This is a genomic window from Ferrovibrio sp. (assembly GCF_965278975.1).
In the GTDB taxonomy this organism is placed as follows: Bacteria; Pseudomonadota; Alphaproteobacteria; order Ferrovibrionales; family Ferrovibrionaceae; genus Ferrovibrio.
Genome location: NZ_OZ257126.1, coordinates 610,036 through 633,643, shown reverse-complemented (window position 1 = coordinate 633,643; position 23,608 = coordinate 610,036). Strand labels below are relative to the sequence as shown.

Here is a 23,608-nt window from a genome sequence, read left to right as displayed (position 1 = left end):
AAAAACTCAATCAATGTGCATTGAAGTGCTGAATCAAGGGAATCCATTATGACAACAGCCTTGTCAGGTGTCCGTGTACTTGATCTGAGCCGGGTTCTTGCCGGACCATTTGTTGCCCAAACACTGGCTGATCTGGGCGCTGACGTCATCAAAGTAGAGCGGCCGGTTTCTGGAGACGAATCTCGGGCACATGGAGTTCGCCCGTCGGCCAATCTGGGGCTCAATAAAGAGGACAGTTCAGGCTTCACAGCGGTCAATCGTGGTAAACGGTCTATCGCGCTGAACTTAGCCAGATCAGAAGGTCAAGAGATAGCACGACGTCTCGCATGCCAGTGTGATGTTATCATTGAGAACTTTAAGACAGGTGATTTGCAACGGTATGGCCTGGACTACAAAACGCTTTCGGCACTAAACCCGTCCCTCATCTATTGCTCAATCACTGGGTTCGGGCAGACGGGCCCATATGCAAGCTTTCCAGGCTATGATCTCATCTTTCAGGCCATGAGCGGGCTGATGGCTGTAACGGGGGGCCCAGACGGTGAGCCAGGAGGTGGCCCTCAGCGTGTTGGTTATTCGGTTGCCGATGCCAATGCGGGACTCTATGCGGTAATCGGTATTCTCGCCGCGCTATATCATCGCACGGCACACGATGGTCGAGGGCAGCATATCGATATAGCACTCGTGGAAGCACAGATTGCCGCGATGACCGTAGTAGCGAGCGGATTTCAGATAACTGGAAAAGTTCCGCCGCGCGCCGGGAATATTTCGCCGATCAGCTGCCCTTACCAACCATTTAAATGCGCAGATGGGATGTTGGTCGTCACTGTCAACAACGAACGGCAGTTCAAAAATCTCTGCCAAGTTCTCGGCTTTCCTGATGTCGCTCTCGACCCACGTTTCGCAACAAATGCTCTGCGGGTACAGCATAAAGATGTGTTATTGCCTCTTGTATCTGAGGCGATGCTCAAGATTCCAGTGAATGAATGCAGAAGGCTTCTACTGGAAGCCGGGGTGCCATGCGGGCCGGTTAACGATCTTGGCCAAGCGTTTGCGGATGAGCAGATTCGATACCGGGAAATCTGGAAGGAAGTGAATCACCCCGAAAAGGGTCGCACACCCATTATCGCCAGTCCCCTGCGTCTATCAGAGACACCTGTTGAATATAGGCTTGCTCCTCCCAGCCTTGGAGAGCATACGGCACTGGTCCTCACAGACATCCTGAATATGGATCCAAATGAAATCAGCTCCTTGGCCGATCGCGGAATAGTAGGGCTGGCAAACCAAGAGCGACAGGGGAGAGTGCCTTGAAAGCCGTAGTGTGCACGCGTCATGGGGGGCTGGAATTACTCGAGCTTCAAGACCTGCCCAGTCCAGAACCAGGCGCTGGGCAAGTCCTTATCCGGGTATACGCTGCCGGCGTAAATTTTCCGGACACACTCATTATCAAAGGCACTTATCAGGCTAAGCCTGATCTGCCTTTTACACCAGGTGGCGAGGTCGCCGGCATTGTTTTGAAGGTCGGGGTCGGAGTTTCTCACGTCAAATCGGGCGATCGTGTTCTGGCCGCTATGATATGGGGGGCCTTTGCGGAAGAGGCGCTGGCTGAGGCTTGGCGCGTCCATCCGATTCCGATCGAGATGGACTTCCCCGTGGCGGCTGGCTTCACATTGACCTACGGTACTTCATACCATGCCCTTAAGGATCGCGCAGCACTACGAAAAGGGGAGACGCTGCTCGTGCTTGGAGCATCAGGTGGCGTGGGTCTAGCAGCTATTGAGATCGGAAAGGCCCTCGGTGCGCGGGTTATTGCGGCGGCGTCCAGCGAAGAGAAGCTCGAGCTTTGCACTCTCTATGGTGCTGATGCGGCTATCAATTACGAACGTGGTGATCTGAGAAGCCAGATTAAAAAGCTCACAGATGGTGGCGGTGTCAACGTTGTCTATGATCCGGTCGGTGGGCGCTATACTGATCCGGCACTACGCAGCATGGCTTGGCGTGGACGATATCTAGTTGTCGGGTTTGCCTCTGGAGAAATTCCTAATATTGCTCTCAACCTCCCGCTACTCAAAGGATGTGCCGTCCTTGGTGTTTACTGGGGGGCCTTCTGCCGCGCTGAACCAGAGAATAATGCACTCAATATGGAAGAGCTGTTTGCTTTGTTTCGTCAAGGAAAGCTAAAGCCCCATTTGTCGGAAGTATTCCCGATGGACCAGACGACCGAAGCACTAAATTGCCTTACTGGCAGAGTAGTCAAAGGAAAAGTAATTATCGAAATGCGGGTATGAGTGCAAAGTGGATGGCCTCGGAAGTAAAAGCTGATGCGAGAATTAAGGGAATGCTTGTAGCTATGAGCGAGAGGGATGCGCAGCCTCCGTTCGAGGCGTGTGATACGTTCCATGGCCTAGATACATGCTTCACTTGTGAAGGCTAGGGGGGCCTCCCTCCCTGGACCATGCAGGGTTCTTCACAGTTCCTGCTTGGGCTAAACTAACCCAGTCGGTGAAGCCGGCTGGGTTTTTTTACGCACCATACTCCGTAGGCATGATGTCGGATATGGACCTGATCGAGTTGAACGAGGCGTTTGCCGCGCAGGTGCTGGCTTGCACTCGAGCGTGGAATTTCGGGGTCAAAGATTTCGATCGTATGAATGTGCATGGCTCCGGCATCTCACTTGGGCACCCTGTCGGCGCCACGGGGGGGCGCATCCTGGCTACCCTGTTGCGTGAGATGGATCGCCGCGACGCCCGCTACGGGCTCGAAACCATGTGCATCGGCGGCGGCCAGGGCTTGGCTGCAGTGTTCGAGCGTCAGGCTGCTTAAGCCTGCAAGGCTTGTTGAGCCCGCCACTTACCTGTTTCGGGGCCACTTAAAACCCGCCCGGTTCTTTATAAGTATTTGAAAATATTTGGTATTTTCTAGTCTGAGGTTGTAGTCCAATCCGAAAACTCGAAAATTTCCTATATTTTAGCTGCTAGCAGGGATATTTGCTTATGGATTACCTCGGCAACATCCGCACCGGTTGGCAAGTGTTTCTCAAACCCGCGAAACCATGCTGGTATATTTCCCATAGTCTCCGGACCGGACCTTATCCGATCTTAATTTACCTATTATGTGGCGCGGCTCGACGATTCAATCGAACGCAAATTTTTTAGAATTGGTTCTTTTCTAGATACCGTTTAAGCGCTGTGATGGTCTCTTGTGACGAGACTAGGATATGGCTGATCATAGCCTGCTCGGCAGTTTCCGGGCTCTGGGTCAGCAGCGCGGCCAGGATGGCGTTATGTTCGTTGATGCGCTGTTCGCTGAATTCCTCCAGCGAGGCGACGATATGGCGATACCGGCTGGTGCGGGCGCGGAAGCCGACCAGGCAATCCTGCAGCGGCTTGTTGCTGCAAGCCTCGATGATGATGCGGTGGAAATCGGCGCCGAGCGCCAGTGCCTGCTCGAAATCGCGGTCCAAGCCGGCCTGTTGCATGCCATCGATATTTGATTTCAGTCGCTGGGTGTCCTTGCGGGTCAAGTTCTCGACAGCCAGCCGTGTAGCCAGGCCTTCCAGTGTTGCCCGTACGGTAAAGAGTTGTTCGGCTTCCTCGATATTCAGCGCGCGTACAGCAACACGGCCAGTTTTGCTGCGTTCGACGAAGCCCTCCTGCTCAAGCTGCACCAGGGCCTCGCGGATCGGGCTGCGACTGGTTTTGAAATGCTGCGCGAGTTCAGGTTCGCTCAGTCTCTCGCCCGGCTTGAGCGTTCCGAGAATGATGGCCTGCCGCAATTCGCTGGTGGCTTTTTCCTGAAGCAGCATGCTGGGCCTCAGTTTCGGCGCAGTCTTTCCAGCGCGGCAGTGCCGGCATGGATCGACAGTGTCAGGGAATAGACAATTTCCTCGCCGGGTTCCATAAATCGAATCTGCCCGGCCTGTTCCAGCGCGGCCCGCTTTGCGGCGTGATGGGTAGCCGGTTCGATTGCCAGCACATTCATACCGAGGCCGAAATGGCGCCAGATCTGTAGGGCGGGCAGGGCGCTGGCATCGTAATCCACCTGCACGGCGAGACCGCCGTTTAGGTTTGCATTGACCAGCGCGACGGAAACCCTGCCATCTGGTCCGGAAACGGGATCGACCTCCAGGATTTCGTCCGCCGCCTCGGCGGACGGCACTTGCTGCGTCAGGAAGCCGGCGCGTGTCTCGACTTGCTGCCCACGGCCAGGCGGCAGTAGCAGGGCTGCGCCGGCATCAAGGAGCGGGAAGCCGAAATTCAGGTGATAAAGCTGCATATGCGGCGTCGAACGATGGCCGGCATTGCGCACCCGGTCGGTGATGCTGAGCGATGCGCCACCCAATGGCATCTCAATGCGGCGTTGCAGTTCCAGCGTTTCACCATACATCATGCTCTGGCGCACCAGGCCTTCGCAGTGAAAGCAGCAGTCGTTGTCGTCCCAGCTTTCGCCCTGACTCAGGAAGCGCGCCGGCGCCTGGCTGATGCGGCCATGCAGCGGATACTGCGCGGTGTCGCGCCGCGGACCGAAATGGCCGGCTGGGCCTTCGGCCGCACCGCGCACATGATCGAGACCGCAGGTCACCATCATGCCGTCCATGCTGCGCAGAAGGCCTGCGCCTTTCTCTTCTTCAGCAACATGCAGGCCAGGGGCACGAAAGCCATTGGTCGAGCGCCAGGACAGCGGAATGCCACTGAAGCGCAGCTCGCCGATATCGAAACCGCGATCCACCATCACGCGGGCTTCAAGGCCACCGCCGGAGCGCAGGTCGAGATAGCGCACAGAGCGTTCCGGCCCGTCGTCATAGCTGCCCGGGATGATGCCGGCCACCTGTTCCAGCCGGCCGATGCGGCGCAGCAGCTCCGTGCGGGTGAAGGACTGGCCGAACAGGCTGACCATGGCTTGCGGATCCGTTCAGTAGGTGGCGCGACCGCCGGTAGCGTCGAAGACCGCACCGGTGGTGAAACTGCATTCTCGGCTGGCCATCCAACAGGCCATGGCGGCGATCTCGTCGAGCTCGCCGAATCGGCCCATCGGGATCTTCGACAGCATATAGTCGATATGCTGCTGCTTCATCTGGGCGAAGATCGGTGTACGCACGGCTGCCGGCGCCAGGCAGTTGGCGGTGATGCCGGTGGTCGCTAGTTCCTTACCCAGTGACTTGATCAGACCGATCACTCCCGCTTTCGACGCGCTGTAGGCGCTGGCATTCGGATTGCCTTCCTTGCCGGCCACCGAAGCGAGCGCGACGATTCGGCCATAATTCCCTTTCAGCATAGGGGGGACCACGGCGCGGCAGCAATGGAACATGCCGAGCAGATTGACTTGGATGACACTAGCCCAGTCCGCCACCGGATATTCCCAGATTGTGGCATTCGGGCCGGTGATGCCGGCGCTGGCGACCAGCACATCGAGCCGACCGTATCGCGCCACAACTTCATCGGCCGCGCACGCTACATCGGCGGAATCGGTGATGTCGAGCAAACGGGTTTCGCCGATCTTCGCCTGCTGCCGGTCCCACACCACGATCTGCGCGCCTTCAGTTGCCAGACGTTCGGCCACTTGGTGGCCGATGCCCGATGCTCCGCCGGTGACCACGGCCACCTGGCCGGCGAATCTGCTGCCTTCCGTCATGAATCCTCCCTGTGCTGGCGACCGGATCGCCTGTGCGCAAACTACACTTGACAGAATAAATTGTCGACCATATTTTAAATCTGTCGACAGAAATTCCGGCAAGAAGCCGGGACCGGGAGGAATGGACATGAGTCGGATTACCAAGGTGGCCTGCAAACTGATCTCCGAGCCGCTGCCGGCCGGCTGGACCGCGGCACATGGCACCAGCCACAAGCGTGATGAATGCCTGGTCTTCGTCACCACCGAGGACGGCTTGGTCGGCATGGGCGAGGCCTATCACGCGTTCTCTCCCAAAGTGATGGCCTCGATCATCGAGGAGCATCTGGCCGATATCATCGTCGGTCGCGACTCGTCCGAGATCCAGTTGCTGTGGGAAGAGATGTTCTTCTCTGCCGGCCAGCTCGGCTCGGCAGCGGTCGCCGCGATCTCCGGCATCGACATCGCGCTGTGGGATCTGATGGGGCGGCGGCTAAACCGTCCGGTCGCCGATCTGCTCGGCGGCGGCGGCGTGCGACGCGTGCCCACCTATGTCGGCTGCATGTGTCTCGGTTTCCAGGAAGCCAAGTCACTGCGTGAGGAAGTACGCGGCTATGTAGCCGATGGCTTCACGGCCCTGAAGGTTCGCGGCGGCCTGAATCTGGAAGCCGATCTCGAGGCCGTGGCTGTGACCCGCGAGGCCGCCGGTCCGCATGTCGACATCATGATCGACGCCAATTCCGCGTATTCACCGTCGGAAAGCCTGCAATTGGCGCGCAAGCTGGAACGCTACAACACCTTCTGGCTGGAAGATCCGTTCGATTTCAGTGTTGCCTATCACCATGCCGATATGGGCTGGCTGCGTCGCAACTCGCCGGTGCCGATTGCCTCGGGCGGCAATGTCTACACCCGCTTCAACGTACGCAGCCTGATCGATGCCGGCGGCGTCGACTACCTGACGCCGGATGTCACCAAATGCGGCGGCATCTCCGAAGGCTTGAAGATCGCGGCGCTGGCCAGCGCCTTCAATATCACGGTCGCACCGCACACCGTGGTCGGCGTCGGCACCGTGGCCGGCGTGCATTACGCCGCCGCTCTGCCCAGCCATATCCGCGGCCATCTCGAATGGGATGCCTCGGTGGAGAACCCGCTGCGCGACGACCTCTGCGCGCCGGCGCTGGATATCGCCCATGGTTCGGTGCTGGTGCCGCGTGGCCCAGGCCTGGGCATCGCGTTGCCGGGGCCGGATGCGCTGGAACGCTTCGCCTTCATCGCCGGCCGCGAGATTTCGATGCCGCCGCGCCAGCGCCGCTGGGACCCGAACCGGCCGCAGGCCGCAGCCGAATGACCCATCAAACTGTCGACAGAAACTGGAGGCCCAAGCCGCCTAGTCCCTGAACAGTACCGTTATCTGATAAAATCAAACAGAACCCTAGGGAGGGGTGCCTTAGATGAGGACGAGATCGAAACTTCGCCTGGCCGCGCTAGCCATGGCGGGAGCCCTGCTGGCGCCGGTGGCGGCGCTAGCGCAGACGGTCACCATGTGGACTTTCCTCAATCCGGCGAGCGAAACGCCGCGCGACCGGGCATTGAAGCAGATCATCGACAAGTTCGAGGTGGCCAATCCGGGCATCAAGATCAAGGTCGAGAGTCAGGTCTGGTTCACGCTGGCGGAAAAGTTCGTCATGGCGCACCGCTCACGCAGTGCGCCCGATATCGGCTGGGTCAACGGCGAAAATATGGGCCTGCTGGTGAATTCCGGTGTGGCCGAAGATCTTGGGCCGCTGATCACGTCGAAATGGACACCGGCACAGCGCCAGGATCTGGTGCTGCCGCAGGCCTATGAATGGGTGAAGACCGGCGGCAAGCAGGTGGCGGTGCCGATCATGGCGCTCTCCATCGTGCTGTTCTACCGCAAGGACCTGATGCGCGAGGTTGGCATCGATCCGGCCGGCATCAAGACCTGGGACGATCTGGCTGCTGCGGCGACGAAGCTGCAGCGCACCAACGGCCCCAATGTCGAGCGCTGGGGCGTCGGCATGCATCTTTCCACCGACAAGACCACGATGTCGTTTGGCGCCAATGCGCTGGCAGCGGCGCAGGGCGGCAAGCTGTTCGGCGATAAATGCAGCGCGCTGCTGGCCAACGACAACGGCGTGCGTGCGCTCAACATGCAGGCCGACCTGATCCGCAAGTACAAGGTCGCCAGCCAGGAAAGCTTTGCCTACACCCTGGATGATGTGATCGAGCAGTTCATCGCCGGCAAGGTGGCGCTGGCTAGCAGCGGCAACGGCCGCTTCGGCAACGTGGCGGAAAAGGCCACCTGGAACGGCAAGGAACTCGGCATGTTGCCCTGGCCGAGCCTGGACGGAAAAAAGCCGGGTCCGCAGATCATGTCGGGCTGGTTTGCCTCGATCTCGAAGGATTCGAAGCAGAAGGAAGCCGCGGCAAAATTCGTCGCCTATATGACCGGGCCGGATGGCATGGAGCTCTGGGCCGAGCCGGGCGGGCAGGTACCGCTGTTCAAATCGGTCTTTGACAAGCCGGTTTTCAAGGATACCAAATATGACCCGCTGCGCCAGTTGTCGCAGATGTGGGCCGATGCCGAAGTCTGGCTGCCGGCGGAATGCAATGCCGCACGCACCTTCGTCGACCTGAATACGGCGACGCAGCGTGTGGTGCTGGGTAATGCAGATCCGATGGCCGCATTGCGCGAAGCCGAGGCGGCTTCAGCCAGCCGGCAGTAACTCAGCAAGTCTTGAACACGTGACCGGCAGAGGATGATTGGTGCGTTATGATGGATGGACAGCGTACACCCTTCCAGGCTTACCGATATCTTCTGCCGGCACTGGTGCTTGAAGCGGGCTTTGTCTTCGCCCCGCTGGCGCTCAGCCTGTATTACAGCGTGCACCGAGTGCGCTATTACCAGCTCGGTGACTTCAATGGTCTGCAGAACTACATCGATATTCTCAGCCACCGGCTGTTCCTGAATTCTTTCCTGGTCACCTGCAGCTTCAGCCTGATGGCTCTGGCGCTCACCTTCGCTACCGGGTTCGGCCTGGCACTGTTCCTGAACCGAGATACCTCCGGCAGCATCCTGCTGCGCACTGTCGTGCTGCTGCCGTACGTGATGGCCATGCTGGTCGGTTCGATGCTGCTGAAGTGGATTTTCTCCACCGATGCCGGCCTGGTGCCGCTAGCCGCTGCCTGGTTCCATGTCGCCAGCCCGACGATCCTGGCCGATCCTGATTATGCGATGGCCGCCATGGTGGCGAATGGGATCTGGCGCGATTCTGCCTTTGCCATGGTGATGCTGCTGGCCGGGCTGCGCAGCATCCCGCCCAACCTGATCCAGGCGGCGCGCATCGACGGCGCGGGCCCGTTCATGATTTTCCGGCGGATCATGCTGCCGCTGCTGCGTCCGACGATCCTGATCACGCTGATCCGGCTGCTGTTGCATTTTGCCAATGTGCTGACCTTCCCGCTTATTCTGACCGGCGGCGGGCCGAACAATGCTACCGAAACGCTGGCGCTGCGTATCTTCCGCATCGGCTTCGAGGATTTTGACCTCGGCAAGGCGAATGCGATGGCCATCGTGCTCTGCTTGTTCAATATCGCCGCCGTGATCCTGCTGCTCACGGTATTCCGCAAGACCCGGGGAGGGCAGAGCCTGTGATCTTCGGAACCCGCTCCGGCCTGTTGCATCGCCTGCTGCGCGGCCTGATCTCCACCGTCATCATCGTGGCCGCACTGTTCCCGATCTTCTGGGGGCTGATGACCTCATTGAAGCCGGCACGCGATATCGTGCAATTCCCGCCCAGCCTGCTGCCCGCGACGATCACCTTCGAGCATTACGCCACGATCTTCAAAGCCGGCGCGCTCGGCTTCCTGCTCAACAGCCTGTTCGTCTCGGCCGGTACGGTCGCACTCTGCCTCGGCATCGGCGCGCTGGCGGCTTATGGCCTGGCGCGTTTCGAGTTCCCGGGCAAGCGTGCCGTGCTGGTGGCGATCATCGCGGTGATGAGCATTCCGGTTGCCTCGCTGTTGATCCCGACCTACACACTGATCGCCGAGATCGGCCTGGTGAATACCCATATCGGCCTGATCCTGGTCTATAGCGCCTATCAGTTGCCGATCGTGATCTGGATTCTGGCCGCTTATTACCAGAGCCTGCCGATCGAGTTGGAATGGTCAGCGATGATGGACGGCTACAGCCGGCTGCAAGCCTTGTGGAAGGTGGTTTTGCCGCTGTCGCGGCCCGGGTTGATCGCGGCAGGGCTGTTTGTCGTCGTTTTTGCCTGGAACGACTTTGTCGTCGCCGTGACGCTGCTGTCGTCGGAAGAGACGCGCACGCTGCCGATCGGCATTTACAACTTCCTCGGATTCTATGGCCGCGAATGGGGTCCGCTGCTGGCGGCGTCCATGGTTTCAACAATCCCGCTGCTGGTGATCTTCGTGATCCTGCAGCGCTATTTCATGGCCGGCATGACCAACGGCAGCGTTAAGGGGTGAGTGGGATATGAATCAGGATAGTGGCGCGTCCATCGCGTTTCGCGGTATCGGCAAGCGCTATGGTGAAACCGTTGCGCTGGCCGATCTCGATCTGACGATCCGGCCGGGTGAGTTCGTTTCGCTGCTGGGGCCTTCTGGCTCTGGCAAGACCACGACGCTCAATATTCTCGCCGGGCTGATCAGCGCCGACAGCGGTAGTATCATGATCGGCGATACCGACGTAACGCATCTGTCGCCCGACCGGCGCGGCATCGCCATGGTGTTCCAGAATTACGCGCTCTATCCGCATATGACTATTGCCGAGAATCTGGCTTTTCCGCTGCAGGCGCGCGGCCGCGATCTGAGCAAGCAGGCCATAGCCGCGAAAGTCCAGGACGTGGCCGAGACACTCGGCATCGGACATCTGCTTGCCCGCTACCCGAAGGAAATTTCCGGTGGCCAGCAGCAGCGTGTGGCGCTGGGCCGCGCCATGGTGCGCGATCCGAAAGTGTTTCTGCTGGACGAACCGCTGTCGAATCTCGATGCTCGTCTGCGGCTCAAGATGCGGCGTGACCTCAAGGCGCTGCACCAGCGGCTACGCTCCACCATCGTCTATGTAACGCATGACCAGAGCGAGGCGATGTCGCTGTCGGACCGCATCGCCATCTATCAGGGTGGGCGGCTGCAGCAATTCGGTGCGCCGGCCGATATCTATCGCAGGCCGGTAAACGCCTTCGTCGCCAATTTCATGGGCGAGCGGGAGATGAACAATCTTGCGGGCAGGGTGGTGCGGGCTGGTGATGGGCTGGTGTTCCAGGCTGATGGCCTCGATTTCGCATTACCTACCGCCCTGAACGACTGGGCTAGATTCCAGGATCGAGCTCTGACGTTGGGCGTCCGGCCGCAGGGCGTGAAGATTGGCGGTCGGTCGGATGCTTTGCTGTGCGAGGCCGTGCTGCGGCTGGTCGAGCATGCCGGGACCGAGCAGTTCTTCTACGCCCAGGCCGGCAGCGTCGAGTTGAGCGGCGCGGCCGCGCCGGATGCGGTGCTGGCCATGGGTGACGGGGTGCAGCTGTCGCTGCTGTCCCGTGAACTCTATCTGTTTGATACCGCCAGTGGTGTGGCACTGGTGCAGGGCGGCGATCTGGCCGCATGATGCCGCTATGAAGCAGCTCTCCCTGCATGCACGCCTGCCCCGAAACTTCCGTTCGATCCTGACCAACGGTTGGGCCGAACGCCGCCGCAATGGCGCGGCAGCAGACTGCTTTCTCGAAGGCCCCTGCTGCGATGATCGTGGTTGGCTGTGGTGCGTCGACATAGCCAACAGCCGCATCCTGTTGCTGTCACCCGATGGTGCTTGGGGTGTTGCATATCAGTATGACGGCTGGCCGACTGGTTTGAAGCTCGACCGTCAGAACCGTTGCCTGATCGCGGATAATCGCTGGGGCCTGCTACGGCTCGATCCGGCAATTGGTAAACACGAGGTACTCGCTAACAGTTTCGAGGGCGCACCGCTGCACGGTCCGAACGATGTGACGATTGCCGCCAATGGTGATGTCTATTTTACCGACCAGGGTGATTCCGACATCCTGCGGCCCTATGGCCGCGTCTTCCGCTGGCGCGAGGGCAGGGAGCTCGAACTGATCGCCACTGGGTTTCCCAGCCCGAACGGCCTGGTGCTGACACCGGACGAGCGCCTGCTCTATGTCGCGGTCACTCAGGCCAATGCGATCTGGCGCGTCATCCTGCGGCCCGATGGTGGCGTCGGCAAGGTAGGGCATTTCGTGCAGATGTCGGGTTCGCTGGGCGGCGGGCCGGACGGGCTGGCGATGGATGCTGCCGGCAACCTGCTGGTCTGTCACGCAATGGCGGGCTGCGTGATCGCCTATGACCGGCTCGGTGAGTTCATTGGCCGCATCCGTACTGCCGAGGGCCTGATCCCGACCAATCTTGCTTTCTCGCGGCGCGAACCGGGCCGCCTGTTTGTCACCGAAGCCGAGACCGGTACGGTGCAAACGATCCGGCTCGACCACCCCGGTCACCATCCTTTCGTTTCGGAGTGACAGATGCAGGATTTCAGCGGACGCGTGGCTGTAGTGACGGGCGGTGGCAGCGGCATCGGCCTTGGCACGGCAGAGGCCCTGCTGGCCGAAGGCGCGCGCGTTGCGCTGCTCGGCCATGATGCGAAACAGATCGCCGCTGCTGTCGAGAAACTCTCTGAGCGTTATCCTGACAGGGTCTGGGGGTGCGATGGTGACGTGCGTAGCCTCGCCAAACTCGAAGCGGCTATTCAGGATGTGATGCGTCGCGTCGGGCGGGTCGATCATCTGGTCTGCGCCGCCGGCATCCAAGTGCCGGGCACGGCGGTTTCGGCCAGCGAGGCCGACTGGCTGCGCGTGATCGACACCAACCTGTCCGGCGCCTTCCGCACCTGCAAGGCCGTGCTGCCGGCTATAATTGCGGGTGGCGGCGGTTCCATAGTGCTGGTGTCGTCGATCCAGGCGTTGCGGGGGAAGCCCAACGGCGTTGCGTATGTGGCCGCCAAGGGGGGGCTGAATGCGATGACGCGCGCCATGGCGCTGGATCATGCGAAGGACAACATCCGTATCAATGTCGTCTGCCCCGGCGTGGTGGATACGCCAATGCTGCGCGAGGCGGCGTCGCGCGTCGTAACACCGGAAACCAGCAGTGACGTGCTGGTGCGGCGCTGGGCGTCGGCACAACCGCTTGCCGCTGCCGTAGCGAAGCCCTGCGGACCGGAGGATGTCGCGCAGATGATCCTGTTTCTACTCAGCTCGCGCGCGGCCTATGTGACCGGATCAGAATTTGTGGTCGATGGCGGCCTGGGTGCGAAGCTGGCGCTTTGAAATCGTTCTTTTCTATTTCCCTGAAAATTCCCTGTTTCGGAGCAATTTGAAATCCGCCTCACCTCGAATAACTAGTAGTAAATATTTGGCATCAATTCGGCGGAAAGCGCCGCACGGCTTTTAGAAATTGTGACATGGGCGGCGAAGGCAGCCACCGCGCCCGTCGCGCCACCGACAGTTTGAGCGGGTGATCCACAGTATTCGGCACCAACCGGAATTTCTGCAGGAAAGTTCGTGTTCTGGCGAAGCCGGAGGATGCAACCCCCAAAGCGTCGGTATTTTCGATGATGCTGGCCACCATCGGGAAATTGTCGATGATATGCAGGTGAACATAGCCGCTATCAACGCCGTAAACGGTGCGCACGAGATGCTCCACAAGCGGTGTGGAGAGGTCCGGGGTGATGATTGGATACCGCCTGATCTGTTGCTCGGTGATCGTCTTGCCAGCCAGCAGGGGGTGGTCGCGCCGGCAGAAAATGCGTCCAACGAAGTCGGGCAGATGCTCTAGCGTGAAGGCCTGTTCGCGGCAGAGTTCATCCGTGGGGCCGACCAGAAGATCAATATCGCCTTGCCCTAGCAGGGTTATCGCCCGTTGCGTCGAACTGGCCTGCATGTGCAGCCGGAATTGATTGGGCTCGCGAAGCAGCATGCGGATGGCGCGATTGAGCAGACCTTCAAGCGAGGGCGGTGCGACACCGATGCGCAGGATGGCACTCCGTTCGCCACGCCCCGCGGCTGTATCGGCGGCCAAGCGGTCCATATCGGAGACGATGCGGGTGGCGCGATCGATGAAGCTGTGTCCGGCTTCAGTGACCGAGACGCCGCGCGCACGGCGGTCGAAAAGCGCATAGCCGAGATCCTGCTCCACCCAGGCGACCGATTTCGTGACGCTGGACTGAGTGACATTCAGTTCCGCGGCGGCGGCGGTGAATGAGCCCATCCTGTAGACCATGACCACATGCCGAAGATGGTTCAGATTCATGTATTGGCTCCTGGACACAAGATATTCCTGAAAGGAATAACACTAGAATAGTTTGAATTTGTGTTATGGCGCAACCCTGGCAAGCTGTGTGGCGAAGGCGCGGTCGATCTCCAAAAAAAGGCCGCCGGGAGGAAAAGAATGTCGAAGCCGATCGTCGCTGGCGTGGGAATGATCAAATTCGCCAAGCCGGGTGCTTCCAGGAGCTACCATGAAATGGCCGCCGAAGCCGTGCGCAATGCATTGGCGGATGCCGGCCTTGGCTACGAAGCCGTACAGCAGGTGTATGCCGGGTATGTCTATGGTGACAGCACCTGCGGCCAGCGCTCGGTGTATGATGTCGGGATGACCGGCGTTCCGGTGGTGAACGTCAACAATAACTGCTCATCCGGTTCCACGGCGCTTTGGCTTGCCCGCCAGGCGGTGGAGAGTGGCGCGGCCGATTGTGTGCTGGCGCTGGGTTTCGAGGAAATGCGCCCCGGCGCGCTGGGTACGCATTTCAATGATCGTACCAGTCCGTTCCAGCGCTTTGACGAAGCGACGGATCGTATCGTCGGTCATGGTGAGGTGCCGCTGGCGCTGCGCTATTTCGGTGGCGCTGGTCTTTCCTACATGAAGAAATACGGCATCGGGCTTGAGGAATTCGCCAAGGTCCGGGCCAAGGCCAGCCGACATGCCGCGCGCAATCCTCTCGCACTGTTCCGGCAGGAAGTGTCGGTTGAGGATGTGATGCGCAGCCCGGTGGTATGGCCCGGCGCCATGCACAAGCTGATGGCCTGTCCGCCGACCTGCGGCGCGGCAGCGGCCATCCTCTGTTCGGAAGGGTTTGCCAGAAAGCATGGACTGAAGGATGTCGTGCGCATCGTGGCGCAGGAAATGCGCACCGACGGCCCCTCCACCTTCGCTGATGACGACATGATGCGTGTCGTCGGTTATGACATGACGGCAGCCACGGCCAAGGCGGTCTATGATCGCTCTGGCATCGGCCCCCAGGATGTGGACGTGCTTGAGTTGCACGATTGCTTCGCCCAGAACGAGTTGATCACCTATGAAGGGCTTGGCCTGTGCCCTGAAGGCGGTGCGGCAAAGTTCATCAACGATGGCGACAATACCTATGGTGGCCAGGTGGTGACCAATCCTTCTGGCGGCCTGCTTTCCAAGGGGCATCCGCTTGGCGCCACTGGTCTTGCCCAATGCTACGAACTGACCCATCAACTCCGCGGCACTGCCGGCCCGACTCAGGTCGAAGGCGCCCGCACCGCGCTGCAGCATAATCTCGGGCTGGGCGGCGCCTGCGTGGTCACACTGTATCAGGCCGGCTGAGGAGCACTGCCATGGCCGACGCCAAAACCCAGGCCGTGAATCCGCGCGGCATTTTCAACCGCGCCACGGTTGGAGCGAAAACCAAGCCGGTATCCTATCCGGTCGAGAAGGGGCGGATTGCCTTCTTCTGTGACGTGGTGGGGGAAAGCAATCCCATCCATTTCGACGAGACGGCGGCCCGCGCGGCCGGTTTTCCGACTATCGTGGCGCCGCCTACCTTCCCGATGGTTATCGATCTTGAAACCACCAACGCGGCCCGGCGTCTTGGCTTCACGCCGATATTCGACCTGGTGCGCTGCGATCTGCGCTACCTGCTGCATGGCAGCGAACGATACGAGTATTCCAGCCATCTCTTTGCCGGCGATGAAATCACCATCACCCATGAGGTGCTGGGTTTCGAGGACAAGAAGGGTGGTGCACTGGAATTTTGCCATATCCGCTCATCGCTCAGCCATTCGCAACGCGGTGAGGTGGTCGCGATCCGCCGCACCTTTGTGCACCGCCTGGGTTGAGGAGGTATTCATGGCCATGGATGTGAGCAAGGCGGAAGTGGGTGATGCCCTGCCCGAGATCGTTTTCGGCCCCTATACACGCAAGCTGCTTGCCCTCTACGGGGGCGCCTCGGGCGACCATAACGCAGTACATATCGACACCGATTTTGCCCGTGCGGCCGGCCTCGATGATGTGTTTGCCCAAGGCATGCTGTCGATGGCGCCATATGCGCGAGTGGTGACCGATTGGGCCGGTCTCGGCCGGTTGGAAAGCCTGGAAACCCGCTTCATGGCGATCACTCCGGTTGGCGCCACGGGGCGGTTCACCGGCAAGGTGATCGAGCGCTTCGAAGAAGCCGGGGTGCCGAAGCTGCGTATCGCATTGGCGGCACATATCGACGGCAACATACAGACACTTGGCGGCGAAGCGGTCATCCGCGCCGACTGAGACAGGGAATGGCCGCTGTCGCGCATTGGCAGCAGGTGGAAACGAACCCCGGTGAAAACGGGGCGTACAGGGAGGCACTATGTCGGAAGCCGCATGGCTCACCGATGACCATCATGCCTTTGGCATGACGGTTCGGAAATTTCTGGCGCAGGACTACGAGCCGCACCGTGTCCGATGGACGGACGAACGCCGGGTACCGCATGCCTTCTGGGAGAAGGCCGGTGCGCTAGGCATCCTGGGGGCCTCGACACCAGTGGAGTATGGCGGCTCGGGCCTGTCGCGCAGCTTCGATCTGGTCACCTACATGGAACAGGGCCGGATCGGCGATACCGGCTGGGGCATCGGCGTGCACAATATAGTGCAGCATTATCTCGTCGCCTTCGCCACAGAGGAGCAGAAGCAGGCCTGGCTGCCCAAACTCGCTTCCGGAGAGTGGGTCGGTGCCATCGCGATGACGGAGCCCGGGACCGGCAGTGATCTGCAAGCTGTTCGCACCACCGCCATCGCCGAGGGTAATCAGTATGTACTGAACGGCCAGAAGACTTTCATTTCTAACGCCGCCAATGCCGATTTCATCATCGTTGTAGCCAAAACCGATCCCGCTGCGGGCGCCAAGGGTATTTCGCTGATTGCACTGGAAACCGGCGGGGCGGAAGGTTTCCAGCGTGGCCGACAGCTCGACAAGATCGGCATGGATCGTCAGGACACGATGGAGCTGGCCTTCCAGGATGTGCGCGTTCCCCGCATGAGTCTGATCGGCGATGCCGAAGGCCGCGGTTTCTACCAGTTGATGGGCCAGCTTTCCTGGGAGCGGCTGATGATCGCGGTCGGCGCGCTCGCAGCCTCGCGCTGCGCGCTCGATGTCACGCTTGAGTATGTGAAGAACCGAAAGACCTTCGGCCAGCGGCTGATGGACTATCAGAATACGCGCTTCAAGCTCGCCGAAGCCAAAAGTGAGATCGAGATTTTCGCCGCTTTTGTTGACCGGCTGGTGGAGGAACTCGAAGCCGGCAGCTTGAAACCGGAGCGGGCCGCCATGGGTAAGTGGTGGGGCAGCGAAATGCAGTGCCGCATCATTGATAACTGCCTGCAACTGCATGGTGGCTATGGCTACATGAATGAGTACCGCATCGCCGAACTGTACCGCGATGCCAGAGTGCAGCGCATCTATGGTGGCGCAAACGAGATCATGCGCGAACTAATCGCGCGCTCATTGGACAGGGATTGATTATGGCAAAGTTGAATGGAAAGACGGCTTATGTGACCGGTTCCGGGCGCGGTATCGGCCGTGCCCTGGCGCATAAGCTTGCCTCGGAAGGGGCTGCGGTGGTTGTGAATGATCTGGATGCCGATCCGGCCAATGCTGTTGTTGACGAGATCATTCGTGCGGGCGGCAGGGCCATCGCGGTTGCCGGTAGCGTAAACGAAGCCGATTTCGGCGAACGGTTCATCAATGCCGGCCTCGACCGCTTCGGCGGTGTCGACATCATCGTCAATAATGCCGGTTACACCTGGGACAGCATGATTGGCCGCATGACGGACGAACAGTTTGACGCCATGGTGGATGTTCACCTGAAGGCGCCTTTCCGTATCCTGCGCGCCGCCTATCGCCCGATTGCCGAGGCGGTGCGGGCCGAAACGGCCGAAGGGCGTGAAGTGATCCGCAAGGTGGTCAATATCTCCTCGGTGGCCGGCACTGCCGGCAATCCGGGCCAGGTGAATTACAGTTCAGCCAAATCTGGCATCCTTGGCATGACCAAGACGCTGGCCAAGGAATGGGGGCGGCTTAAGGTCAACGTCAACTGCGTCGCCTTTGGCTACATCGAAACCCGACTCACCATCGCCAGTGACGAGAAGGTCGAGATGAGTTTCGAGGGCAACCGCGTCCAGGTCGGTATCCCCGAGAAGGTCGCCCATGGGCTGAAATCGATGATCCCGATGGGCCGCGCCGGTAGCCCAGAAGAAGCCGCCAATGGCGTCTACCTCTTTTGCACGCCCGAGAGCAATTACATCTCCGGCCAAACCATCATCGTCGGCGGCGGCATCTCGATATGAAACCGCAGCCGCCACGGGATAGTACTTATGGCAACATCTGACATTTTCCAGCTATTGCTCATCGGCTTGGCGCAGGGCTGCGGCTATGCGCTGGTGGCCATAGGCTTCGTCTTCATCTACCGGGCCACCGAGGTAGTGAATTTCGCCCATGGCGAGATCATGATGATCGGTGCTTTCGTGGTGCTTACCTTTGCCGAGTTCTGGGGGCTTGGCTTCTGGTTCGGCACGGCGCTGGGCCTGCTGACGATGGCTATCACGGGCTACCTGCTGGATATGCTGATCATGCGGCGCATGATTGGCGAGAATCAGGCATCTGTATTCATCCTGACCGTGGCGATCGGCCTGATGCTGAAGGCAGCGGCCGGGATGATCTGGGGCTTCTCGCCCCATGTCATGAATTCGCCCTTCAATGGCCAGGTGGTGGTGGCCGGTATTGTGCTCGGCATGGACCGCCTGGCGATCATGGCCGGTACTTTCGTCATCTGCATGCTGCTCTGGGCGTTTTTCAGTAAAACTCCTGTAGGGCTCGCCATGCAGGCCGCATCGCAGAATCAGCTGGCAGCCTATTACAGCCGCGTGCCAGTGCGCCGGTTGATCTCGGTGATCTGGGCCATCGCGGCCGTCGTTGCAGCGATTGCCGGCATCCTGGTGGCGCCGATCACCCAGATTGATACCGAGATGTCGATATTCGGCATAAAGGCGATAGCTGGCGCTGTGGTGGGAGGTTTCGGCTCCATTCCCGGTGCCCTGATCGGGTGCTTGCTGCTCGGTGTCAGCGAGCCTTTCCTGGATTACTTCTATCCGCCGCTGAAAGGCGTTTACGCCTATATCATCCTTCTCGTGGTGCTGTTCGTGCGGCCAGAAGGGCTGATTCCGCAAACCTACCAGAAGAAGGTGTGAGGCTGTGCGGGTTCTCTTCAAGACCACTTATAACCAGGATATCGATCACCTCGCCGATCCGGCTGAACGAATCCGTGTCGGCCTTGTGATTCTGGTCGCCCTGGCCCTGCCGCTTTTCGTTTCTTCCTACTTCCTCACCGAACTTGCCATGTTCATCTGCTACGCCATAGCAGGTATCGGGCTCATGGTGTTGCTGGGCTTCACGGGCCAGGTGTCGTTCGGCCATGCAGCATTCCTTGGTATCGGTGCCTATACGCAGGCGGCGCTATTGATGCGTGGTGTTCCCTTCTTGGTCGCCTTGCCGCTCGCCGGATTGATCGCGGGTGCAATCGGCGCGGCGTTGGGGCGTGCTGTTTCCAAGATGCACGGCTTCTATCTCGCGGTTGCGACTCTGGCCTTTGCTATTGTCACCGAGAGTGTCATTGGTGCGGCGGGGCCGATTACTGGTGGTCATATGGGCCTGCAGGTGCCGCTTATCACCTTCTTCGGCCATGAATTCAGTGAAGGCTGGCAGGTATACTATCTCTATCTTGCCGTCCTGCTCTTCATCATCTGGGGTGTGGCCAATCTGATGCGCGGACCGGCGGGCCGGTCGATGATCGCTGTGCGCGACAGCGAAACCTCGGCCAAGTCGCTTGGCATCGATGTTGCGGGCGTCAAAGTTCGTGCCTTCTTCGTTTCAGCCGCTATCACGGGGGTGGCGGGCGGCTTGCTGGCGCACCTTCTATTCTATCTCTCACCGGAAACTTTCAATCTGCTCGAAAGCCTGCGGCTTATGCTGATGGTGGTAGTCGGTGGCCTTGGCACGATATCGGGTGCCATTTTCGGAGCCATATTCGTCAGTTTCCTGCCCAACCTCATCGATGCGCTGCGAGTCATCCTGCCATCCGCCATAGCGGATCAAGCGGGCCTCGAGTATCTGCTCTTTGGCGCAATTATCGCCCTCTTCATTATATTCGAGCCACAAGGCATCTACGGGCGCTGGCTCAAGCTACGGCTTTTCATCGAGACCTATCCCTATTATCGCCGCGCGACTTTTATCCGCCAGAAGCGATACCTGAAATCGGAGCGATTCCGGTGAGCATGCTGACCATCAGTGACATTGTACTCAGCTTCGGCGGCAACAAGGCGCTGGACGGGGTTTCATTTTCCGTCGCGCCTGGTGAGACACTGGCGCTGATCGGACCAAATGGTGCCGGCAAGTCCACGGTATTCAATGTGATCAGCCGCTATTATCGGCCATCTACTGGCAGTGTGCGATACGGCGAGCATGATCTGCTCCAACGGCAGGCACATGAGATTGCCTCGCTTGGCATTGCGCGCACATTCCAGAATATCGAACTGTTCGAGAACGCCACCGTGCTGCAGAATCTGCTGGTCGGGCGCCATGCGCGCACGCCATCGAACTGGGGGCGGGAATTCCTTTTTGCTGGCGCGACCCGTGCCAATGAACTGATCGCCCGGCGCAAGGTGGAGGAAGTACTGGATCTGCTCGATCTTCAGCATCTGCGCAATGAGGTTGTGCGGGATCTCGCTTATGGGGCGCGAAAGAATGTTGAACTGGCCCGCGCGGTCTGCGCCGAGCCTCAGCTTCTGCTGCTCGATGAACCGGCTTCGGGGCTAAACCCGGAAGAGGTGGCCGACATGGCCTTCTGGCTGAAGGATATTCGCGAAGAGCTTGGCATCACCATCCTGATGGTCGAGCATAATATGAACCTGGTGGCCCGCCTGGCTACGCGCTGCATAGCGCTCGTCTCTGGCCGCGTTTTGGCGCAGGGCAGTGTCGCCGAGGTGCAGTCCAACCGCGAGGTGCAGCGAGCCTATCTGGGGACTGCGGCATGAGCACGCTCCTGAGCACCCGCAATGTCGAGACCTACTATGGGCCGATCATGGCAATCGGCGGGGTATCGATTGATGTCACGGAAGGCCGCATCGTCTGCGTTCTTGGTGCCAATGGTGCCGGCAAGACCACGCTGCTGAAAACAATTTCAGGCGCCATAGATTGCCGCAAAGGCCAGGTCATTTTCCGGGGGCAGGAAATCCAGAACCTCAATCCAGATGTGGTGGCGGCCCATGGCATTGCCCATATCCCGGAGGGCCGCGAAGTATTCCCGTTCATGACCGTGGCGGAGAATCTTGCCGTCGGCGCCTGGGGCCGTGCAGACAAGGATGCAGTCGCCCGCGATCTGGAAACGGTCTATCGATATTTTCCTGATCTCGAGGCCAAGCGCCAGGACATGGCCGGCTTCCTATCTGGCGGACAGCAACAGATGCTTGCGATAGGGCGGGGCCTGATGGGCGATGCGCCGTTGATGATTCTCGATGAACCGTCCCTCGGCCTTTCCCCGCTGCTCACGCAGCAGATATTCGGCATTGTCCGGCGCATCAACCGCGAGCGTGGTGTGACAATTCTTCTTGTCGAACAGAATGCGGTGGCGGCGCTTGATCTTGCCGATCATGGCTATGTCATGGAGGTCGGGCGCATTGTGATGGACGCACCGGCAAGCGAATTGCGCGAGAGCGATGACATAAAGGAATTCTATCTCGGCAAGTCGGATGACGGCATTCGCGGCGAGCGGCGCTGGAAGAAGCGCAAGACATGGAGATGAGCGACATGCGGCATGTCGGGCGCGAATCTGGTCTGATCACAATTGATGGCTGCGACACGCTTGCCAGACTCTTCCTCAAGCGGGTCGAGCAATGGGGTGATCGGACAGCATTGCGTGAGAAGAATCTAGGTGTCTGGGAAAGTTTCACCTGGAGCGATTTCCATCATCATGCACATGCCTATGCCGCCGGTCTTGTGGCATTGGGTATGCAGGCCGGCGATGTCGTGGCGATATTATCCGAGGATAACAAGGAGTGGGTCTTCGCTGATATGGCCGTGCATATGGCAGGCGGTACGGTGAATGGCGTGTATCCCACTTACCAAGCGGAACAGATCTGTCATATCCTGCAAGACAGCGGCACACGCTGGCTATTTGTTGAGGATGAAGAACAGCTCGATAAATACCTTGAGATTGCCGACCGGCTGCCGGGTATAGAGCGCGTTTTTGTCGTCGATTGGAAAGGCCTGCGCAATTTCAGCGACGATCAGGTCTGGCCAATTGCTCGGCTGAAGCAATGTGGTGATGAAGCACTGGCGGAGGCACCCGATTTGCTGGAGGCGCGGATTGCTTCTGGAAATGCCGAGCAGATCGCTGTTCTGGTCTACACCTCGGGTACCACGGGCAAGCCGAAGGGTGCGCGCATCTCCCACCGGGCATTGCTGTTCCAGATGATGGCGGTACCCGAGCCTTTTGCGGCACGGCAAGGCGATGATCTGCTGACCTACCTGCCGCTTTGCCATCTGGCGGAGCGTGTCGTTTCTCTCTGCACACAGTTGCGTGTTGGCACGGTACTGAATTTTGTCGAGAGTTCGGAAAGCGTCTTTCTCAACATTCGCGAACTCTCCCCCACCATTCTTTTTGCCGTACCTCGCATCTGGGAGAAATTCTACTCCAGGATAGCGGCACTGATGGACGAAGCCACCTGGATCGGGCGCACTGGTTACAATATTGCCATGCGGATCGGGCGGCAGCGGGCACGGTTGCTGATGAAGCATGAAAAACCCTCAAGACTGCTTGAGGCCGCATTCCGGCTTGCCGACGTGCTCGTCCTCCGCAATATCAAGCAGGAACTCGGCCTCGACCGCAGCCGGATACGGCTTTCAGGGGCAGCACCGATCAGTGTTGACCTGCTGGAATGGTATGTTGCCCTCGGCCTGCCGGTAAGCGAGGTCTATGGGCAAACCGAGACGGGAATCGCCACTTTCTGCAATCCCGGTTCGCCACCAGGCCATGTCGGTCTGCCGCTCAAGAGCGTTGATCTGAAACTCGGTGCGCAGGATGAAATCCTGGTGCGCTCTCCCGGAAATTTCTCGGGCTACCTGAACATGCCTGAGGCAACGGCTGCTACGCTGGTTGGCGACTGGGTCCATACCGGCGATGTCGGCGCCATTCTTCCCGGTGGAGAGGTCAAGATCACCGACCGCCTCAAGGACATCATCATCACGGCCGGCGGCAAGAATGTGACGCCATCTCTGCTGGAGAACCGGCTGAAATTCTCCTCCTACATATCCGATGCTGTCGTGGTTGGTGACAAGCGGAAGTATCTCGCCTGCCTGATCATGATTGATCGTGAGAATGTAGAAACCTACGCGCAAAAGAACGCCATTCCATTCTCCAATTTCCGTTCGCTCTGCGCCCGGCCGGAAGTCGTCGGGTTGATCAGCAAGGTAGTGAAGGAAGCCAACGAGCAATTCTCCACGGTGGAGCAGATCAAGGCATTCCGGCTGATTGATGTGATGCTGACGGCAGAGGACGAAGAACTCACGCCGACGATGAAACTGAAGCGCAGCTTTGTCGAGCGCAAGTATTCGGAGTTGATTGCGGAAATGTAACGCAGTTCG

The 23,608-nt window shown here is 59.5% G+C and carries 24 protein-coding genes; 20 read left to right on the top strand and 4 right to left on the bottom strand.

Annotation, left to right across the window (positions count from 1 at the left end; translation table 11 throughout):
- Positions 1–48: 48 nt before the first annotated feature.
- The 3 genes from ACQY7X_RS03015 to ACQY7X_RS03005 all read left to right on the top strand — a co-directional run bounded on the left by ACQY7X_RS03015 (position 49) and on the right by ACQY7X_RS03005 (position 2,820).
- Positions 49–1,308, top strand: a complete 1,260-nt coding sequence (locus ACQY7X_RS03015; RefSeq protein WP_428248368.1) for a CaiB/BaiF CoA transferase family protein — start codon at positions 49–51, stop codon at positions 1,306–1,308.
- A complete protein-coding gene (locus ACQY7X_RS03010) occupies positions 1,305–2,285 on the top strand; it encodes an NADPH:quinone oxidoreductase family protein (RefSeq protein ID WP_428248367.1) in 981 nt (326 codons plus the stop codon). The genes ACQY7X_RS03015 and ACQY7X_RS03010 overlap by 4 nt, the downstream gene beginning before the upstream one ends.
- A gap of 268 nt (positions 2,286–2,553) precedes the next feature.
- A complete protein-coding gene (locus tag ACQY7X_RS03005; RefSeq protein ID WP_428248366.1) occupies positions 2,554–2,820 on the top strand; it encodes a hypothetical protein in 267 nt (88 codons plus the stop codon).
- 328 nt (positions 2,821–3,148) lie between these two features.
- Here the strand turns inward: ACQY7X_RS03005 and ACQY7X_RS03000 are convergent, their stop codons facing one another.
- From ACQY7X_RS03000 to ACQY7X_RS02990, 3 genes are read right to left on the bottom strand one after another with little or no spacing between them, the layout of a single operon-like run.
- Entirely contained in the window at positions 3,149–3,802 is a 654-nt protein-coding gene (locus ACQY7X_RS03000) for a GntR family transcriptional regulator (protein WP_428248365.1), read from the bottom strand.
- Positions 3,803–3,810: 8 nt separating this feature from the next.
- Entirely contained in the window at positions 3,811–4,893 is a 1,083-nt protein-coding gene (locus tag ACQY7X_RS02995; RefSeq protein WP_428248364.1) for an aldose 1-epimerase family protein, read from the bottom strand.
- Between the two features lie 15 nt (positions 4,894–4,908).
- Positions 4,909–5,628 carry an SDR family NAD(P)-dependent oxidoreductase gene (locus ACQY7X_RS02990; RefSeq protein ID WP_428248363.1) on the bottom strand — a complete coding sequence of 240 codons (720 nt, stop codon included), beginning with the start codon at positions 5,626–5,628 and terminating at the stop codon, positions 4,909–4,911.
- 127 nt (positions 5,629–5,755) lie between these two features.
- Between ACQY7X_RS02990 and ACQY7X_RS02985 the strand changes: the two genes are divergently transcribed.
- The 7 genes from ACQY7X_RS02985 (at position 5,756) to ACQY7X_RS02955 (ending at position 12,962) form a co-directional block, all read left to right on the top strand.
- Complete coding sequence (locus tag ACQY7X_RS02985) at positions 5,756–6,952, top strand: mandelate racemase/muconate lactonizing enzyme family protein (protein WP_428248362.1); 1,197 nt, start codon at positions 5,756–5,758, stop codon at positions 6,950–6,952.
- Positions 6,953–7,055: 103 nt separating this feature from the next.
- Entirely contained in the window at positions 7,056–8,351 is a 1,296-nt protein-coding gene (locus ACQY7X_RS02980; protein WP_428248361.1) for an extracellular solute-binding protein, read from the top strand.
- Positions 8,352–8,398: 47 nt separating this feature from the next.
- Complete coding sequence (locus ACQY7X_RS02975; protein ID WP_428248360.1) at positions 8,399–9,280, top strand: carbohydrate ABC transporter permease; 882 nt, start codon at positions 8,399–8,401, stop codon at positions 9,278–9,280.
- Positions 9,277–10,116: a carbohydrate ABC transporter permease gene (locus tag ACQY7X_RS02970; RefSeq protein WP_428248359.1), complete on the top strand. Its 840-nt coding sequence runs from the start codon at positions 9,277–9,279 to the stop codon at positions 10,114–10,116. The genes ACQY7X_RS02975 and ACQY7X_RS02970 overlap by 4 nt, the downstream gene beginning before the upstream one ends.
- A 7-nt stretch (positions 10,117–10,123) precedes the next feature.
- Positions 10,124–11,251 (top strand): ABC transporter ATP-binding protein, encoded by a 1,128-nt coding sequence (locus tag ACQY7X_RS02965; RefSeq protein WP_428248358.1) that lies wholly within the window; start codon positions 10,124–10,126, stop codon positions 11,249–11,251.
- A 7-nt stretch (positions 11,252–11,258) separates the two neighbouring features.
- The gene (locus ACQY7X_RS02960) at positions 11,259–12,158 is read left to right on the top strand and encodes an SMP-30/gluconolactonase/LRE family protein (RefSeq protein WP_428248357.1); all 900 of its coding nucleotides are present in this window, start codon (positions 11,259–11,261) and stop codon (positions 12,156–12,158) included.
- 3 nt (positions 12,159–12,161) lie between these two features.
- A complete protein-coding gene (locus ACQY7X_RS02955; protein ID WP_428248356.1) occupies positions 12,162–12,962 on the top strand; it encodes an SDR family NAD(P)-dependent oxidoreductase in 801 nt (266 codons plus the stop codon).
- 91 nt (positions 12,963–13,053) lie between these two features.
- Here the strand turns inward: ACQY7X_RS02955 and ACQY7X_RS02950 are convergent, their stop codons facing one another.
- Positions 13,054–13,944, bottom strand: coding sequence for a LysR family transcriptional regulator (locus ACQY7X_RS02950; RefSeq protein ID WP_428248355.1), 891 nt, complete (start codon positions 13,942–13,944; stop codon positions 13,054–13,056).
- 138 nt (positions 13,945–14,082) lie between these two features.
- Between ACQY7X_RS02950 and ACQY7X_RS02945 the strand changes: the two genes are divergently transcribed.
- From ACQY7X_RS02945 to ACQY7X_RS02900, 10 genes are all read left to right on the top strand, one after another.
- Complete coding sequence (locus ACQY7X_RS02945; RefSeq protein WP_428248354.1) at positions 14,083–15,264, top strand: lipid-transfer protein; 1,182 nt, start codon at positions 14,083–14,085, stop codon at positions 15,262–15,264.
- Between the two features lie 11 nt (positions 15,265–15,275).
- Positions 15,276–15,776, top strand: coding sequence for a MaoC family dehydratase N-terminal domain-containing protein (locus ACQY7X_RS02940; protein WP_428248353.1), 501 nt, complete (start codon positions 15,276–15,278; stop codon positions 15,774–15,776).
- Between the two features lie 10 nt (positions 15,777–15,786).
- The gene (locus tag ACQY7X_RS02935; RefSeq protein ID WP_428248352.1) at positions 15,787–16,203 is read left to right on the top strand and encodes a MaoC/PaaZ C-terminal domain-containing protein; all 417 of its coding nucleotides are present in this window, start codon (positions 15,787–15,789) and stop codon (positions 16,201–16,203) included.
- A gap of 79 nt (positions 16,204–16,282) precedes the next feature.
- The gene (locus ACQY7X_RS02930; protein WP_428248351.1) at positions 16,283–17,431 is read left to right on the top strand and encodes an acyl-CoA dehydrogenase family protein; all 1,149 of its coding nucleotides are present in this window, start codon (positions 16,283–16,285) and stop codon (positions 17,429–17,431) included.
- 2 nt (positions 17,432–17,433) lie between these two features.
- Positions 17,434–18,258 (top strand): SDR family NAD(P)-dependent oxidoreductase, encoded by an 825-nt coding sequence (locus tag ACQY7X_RS02925; protein WP_428248350.1) that lies wholly within the window; start codon positions 17,434–17,436, stop codon positions 18,256–18,258.
- A gap of 27 nt (positions 18,259–18,285) precedes the next feature.
- Positions 18,286–19,158 carry a branched-chain amino acid ABC transporter permease gene (locus tag ACQY7X_RS02920; RefSeq protein WP_428248349.1) on the top strand — a complete coding sequence of 291 codons (873 nt, stop codon included), beginning with the start codon at positions 18,286–18,288 and terminating at the stop codon, positions 19,156–19,158.
- Between the two features lie 4 nt (positions 19,159–19,162).
- On the top strand, positions 19,163–20,239 hold the full coding sequence (locus tag ACQY7X_RS02915; RefSeq protein WP_428248348.1) for a branched-chain amino acid ABC transporter permease: 1,077 nt from the start codon (positions 19,163–19,165) through the stop codon (positions 20,237–20,239).
- Positions 20,240–20,241: 2 nt separating this feature from the next.
- Complete coding sequence (locus ACQY7X_RS02910) at positions 20,242–21,000, top strand: ABC transporter ATP-binding protein (protein WP_428250031.1); 759 nt, start codon at positions 20,242–20,244, stop codon at positions 20,998–21,000.
- Positions 20,997–21,767, top strand: a complete 771-nt coding sequence (locus tag ACQY7X_RS02905) for an ABC transporter ATP-binding protein (RefSeq protein ID WP_428248347.1) — start codon at positions 20,997–20,999, stop codon at positions 21,765–21,767. The genes ACQY7X_RS02910 and ACQY7X_RS02905 overlap by 4 nt, the downstream gene beginning before the upstream one ends.
- Positions 21,758–23,599 (top strand): AMP-dependent synthetase/ligase, encoded by a 1,842-nt coding sequence (locus ACQY7X_RS02900; RefSeq protein ID WP_428248346.1) that lies wholly within the window; start codon positions 21,758–21,760, stop codon positions 23,597–23,599. The genes ACQY7X_RS02905 and ACQY7X_RS02900 overlap by 10 nt, the downstream gene beginning before the upstream one ends.
- Positions 23,600–23,608: the final 9 nt, after the last annotated feature.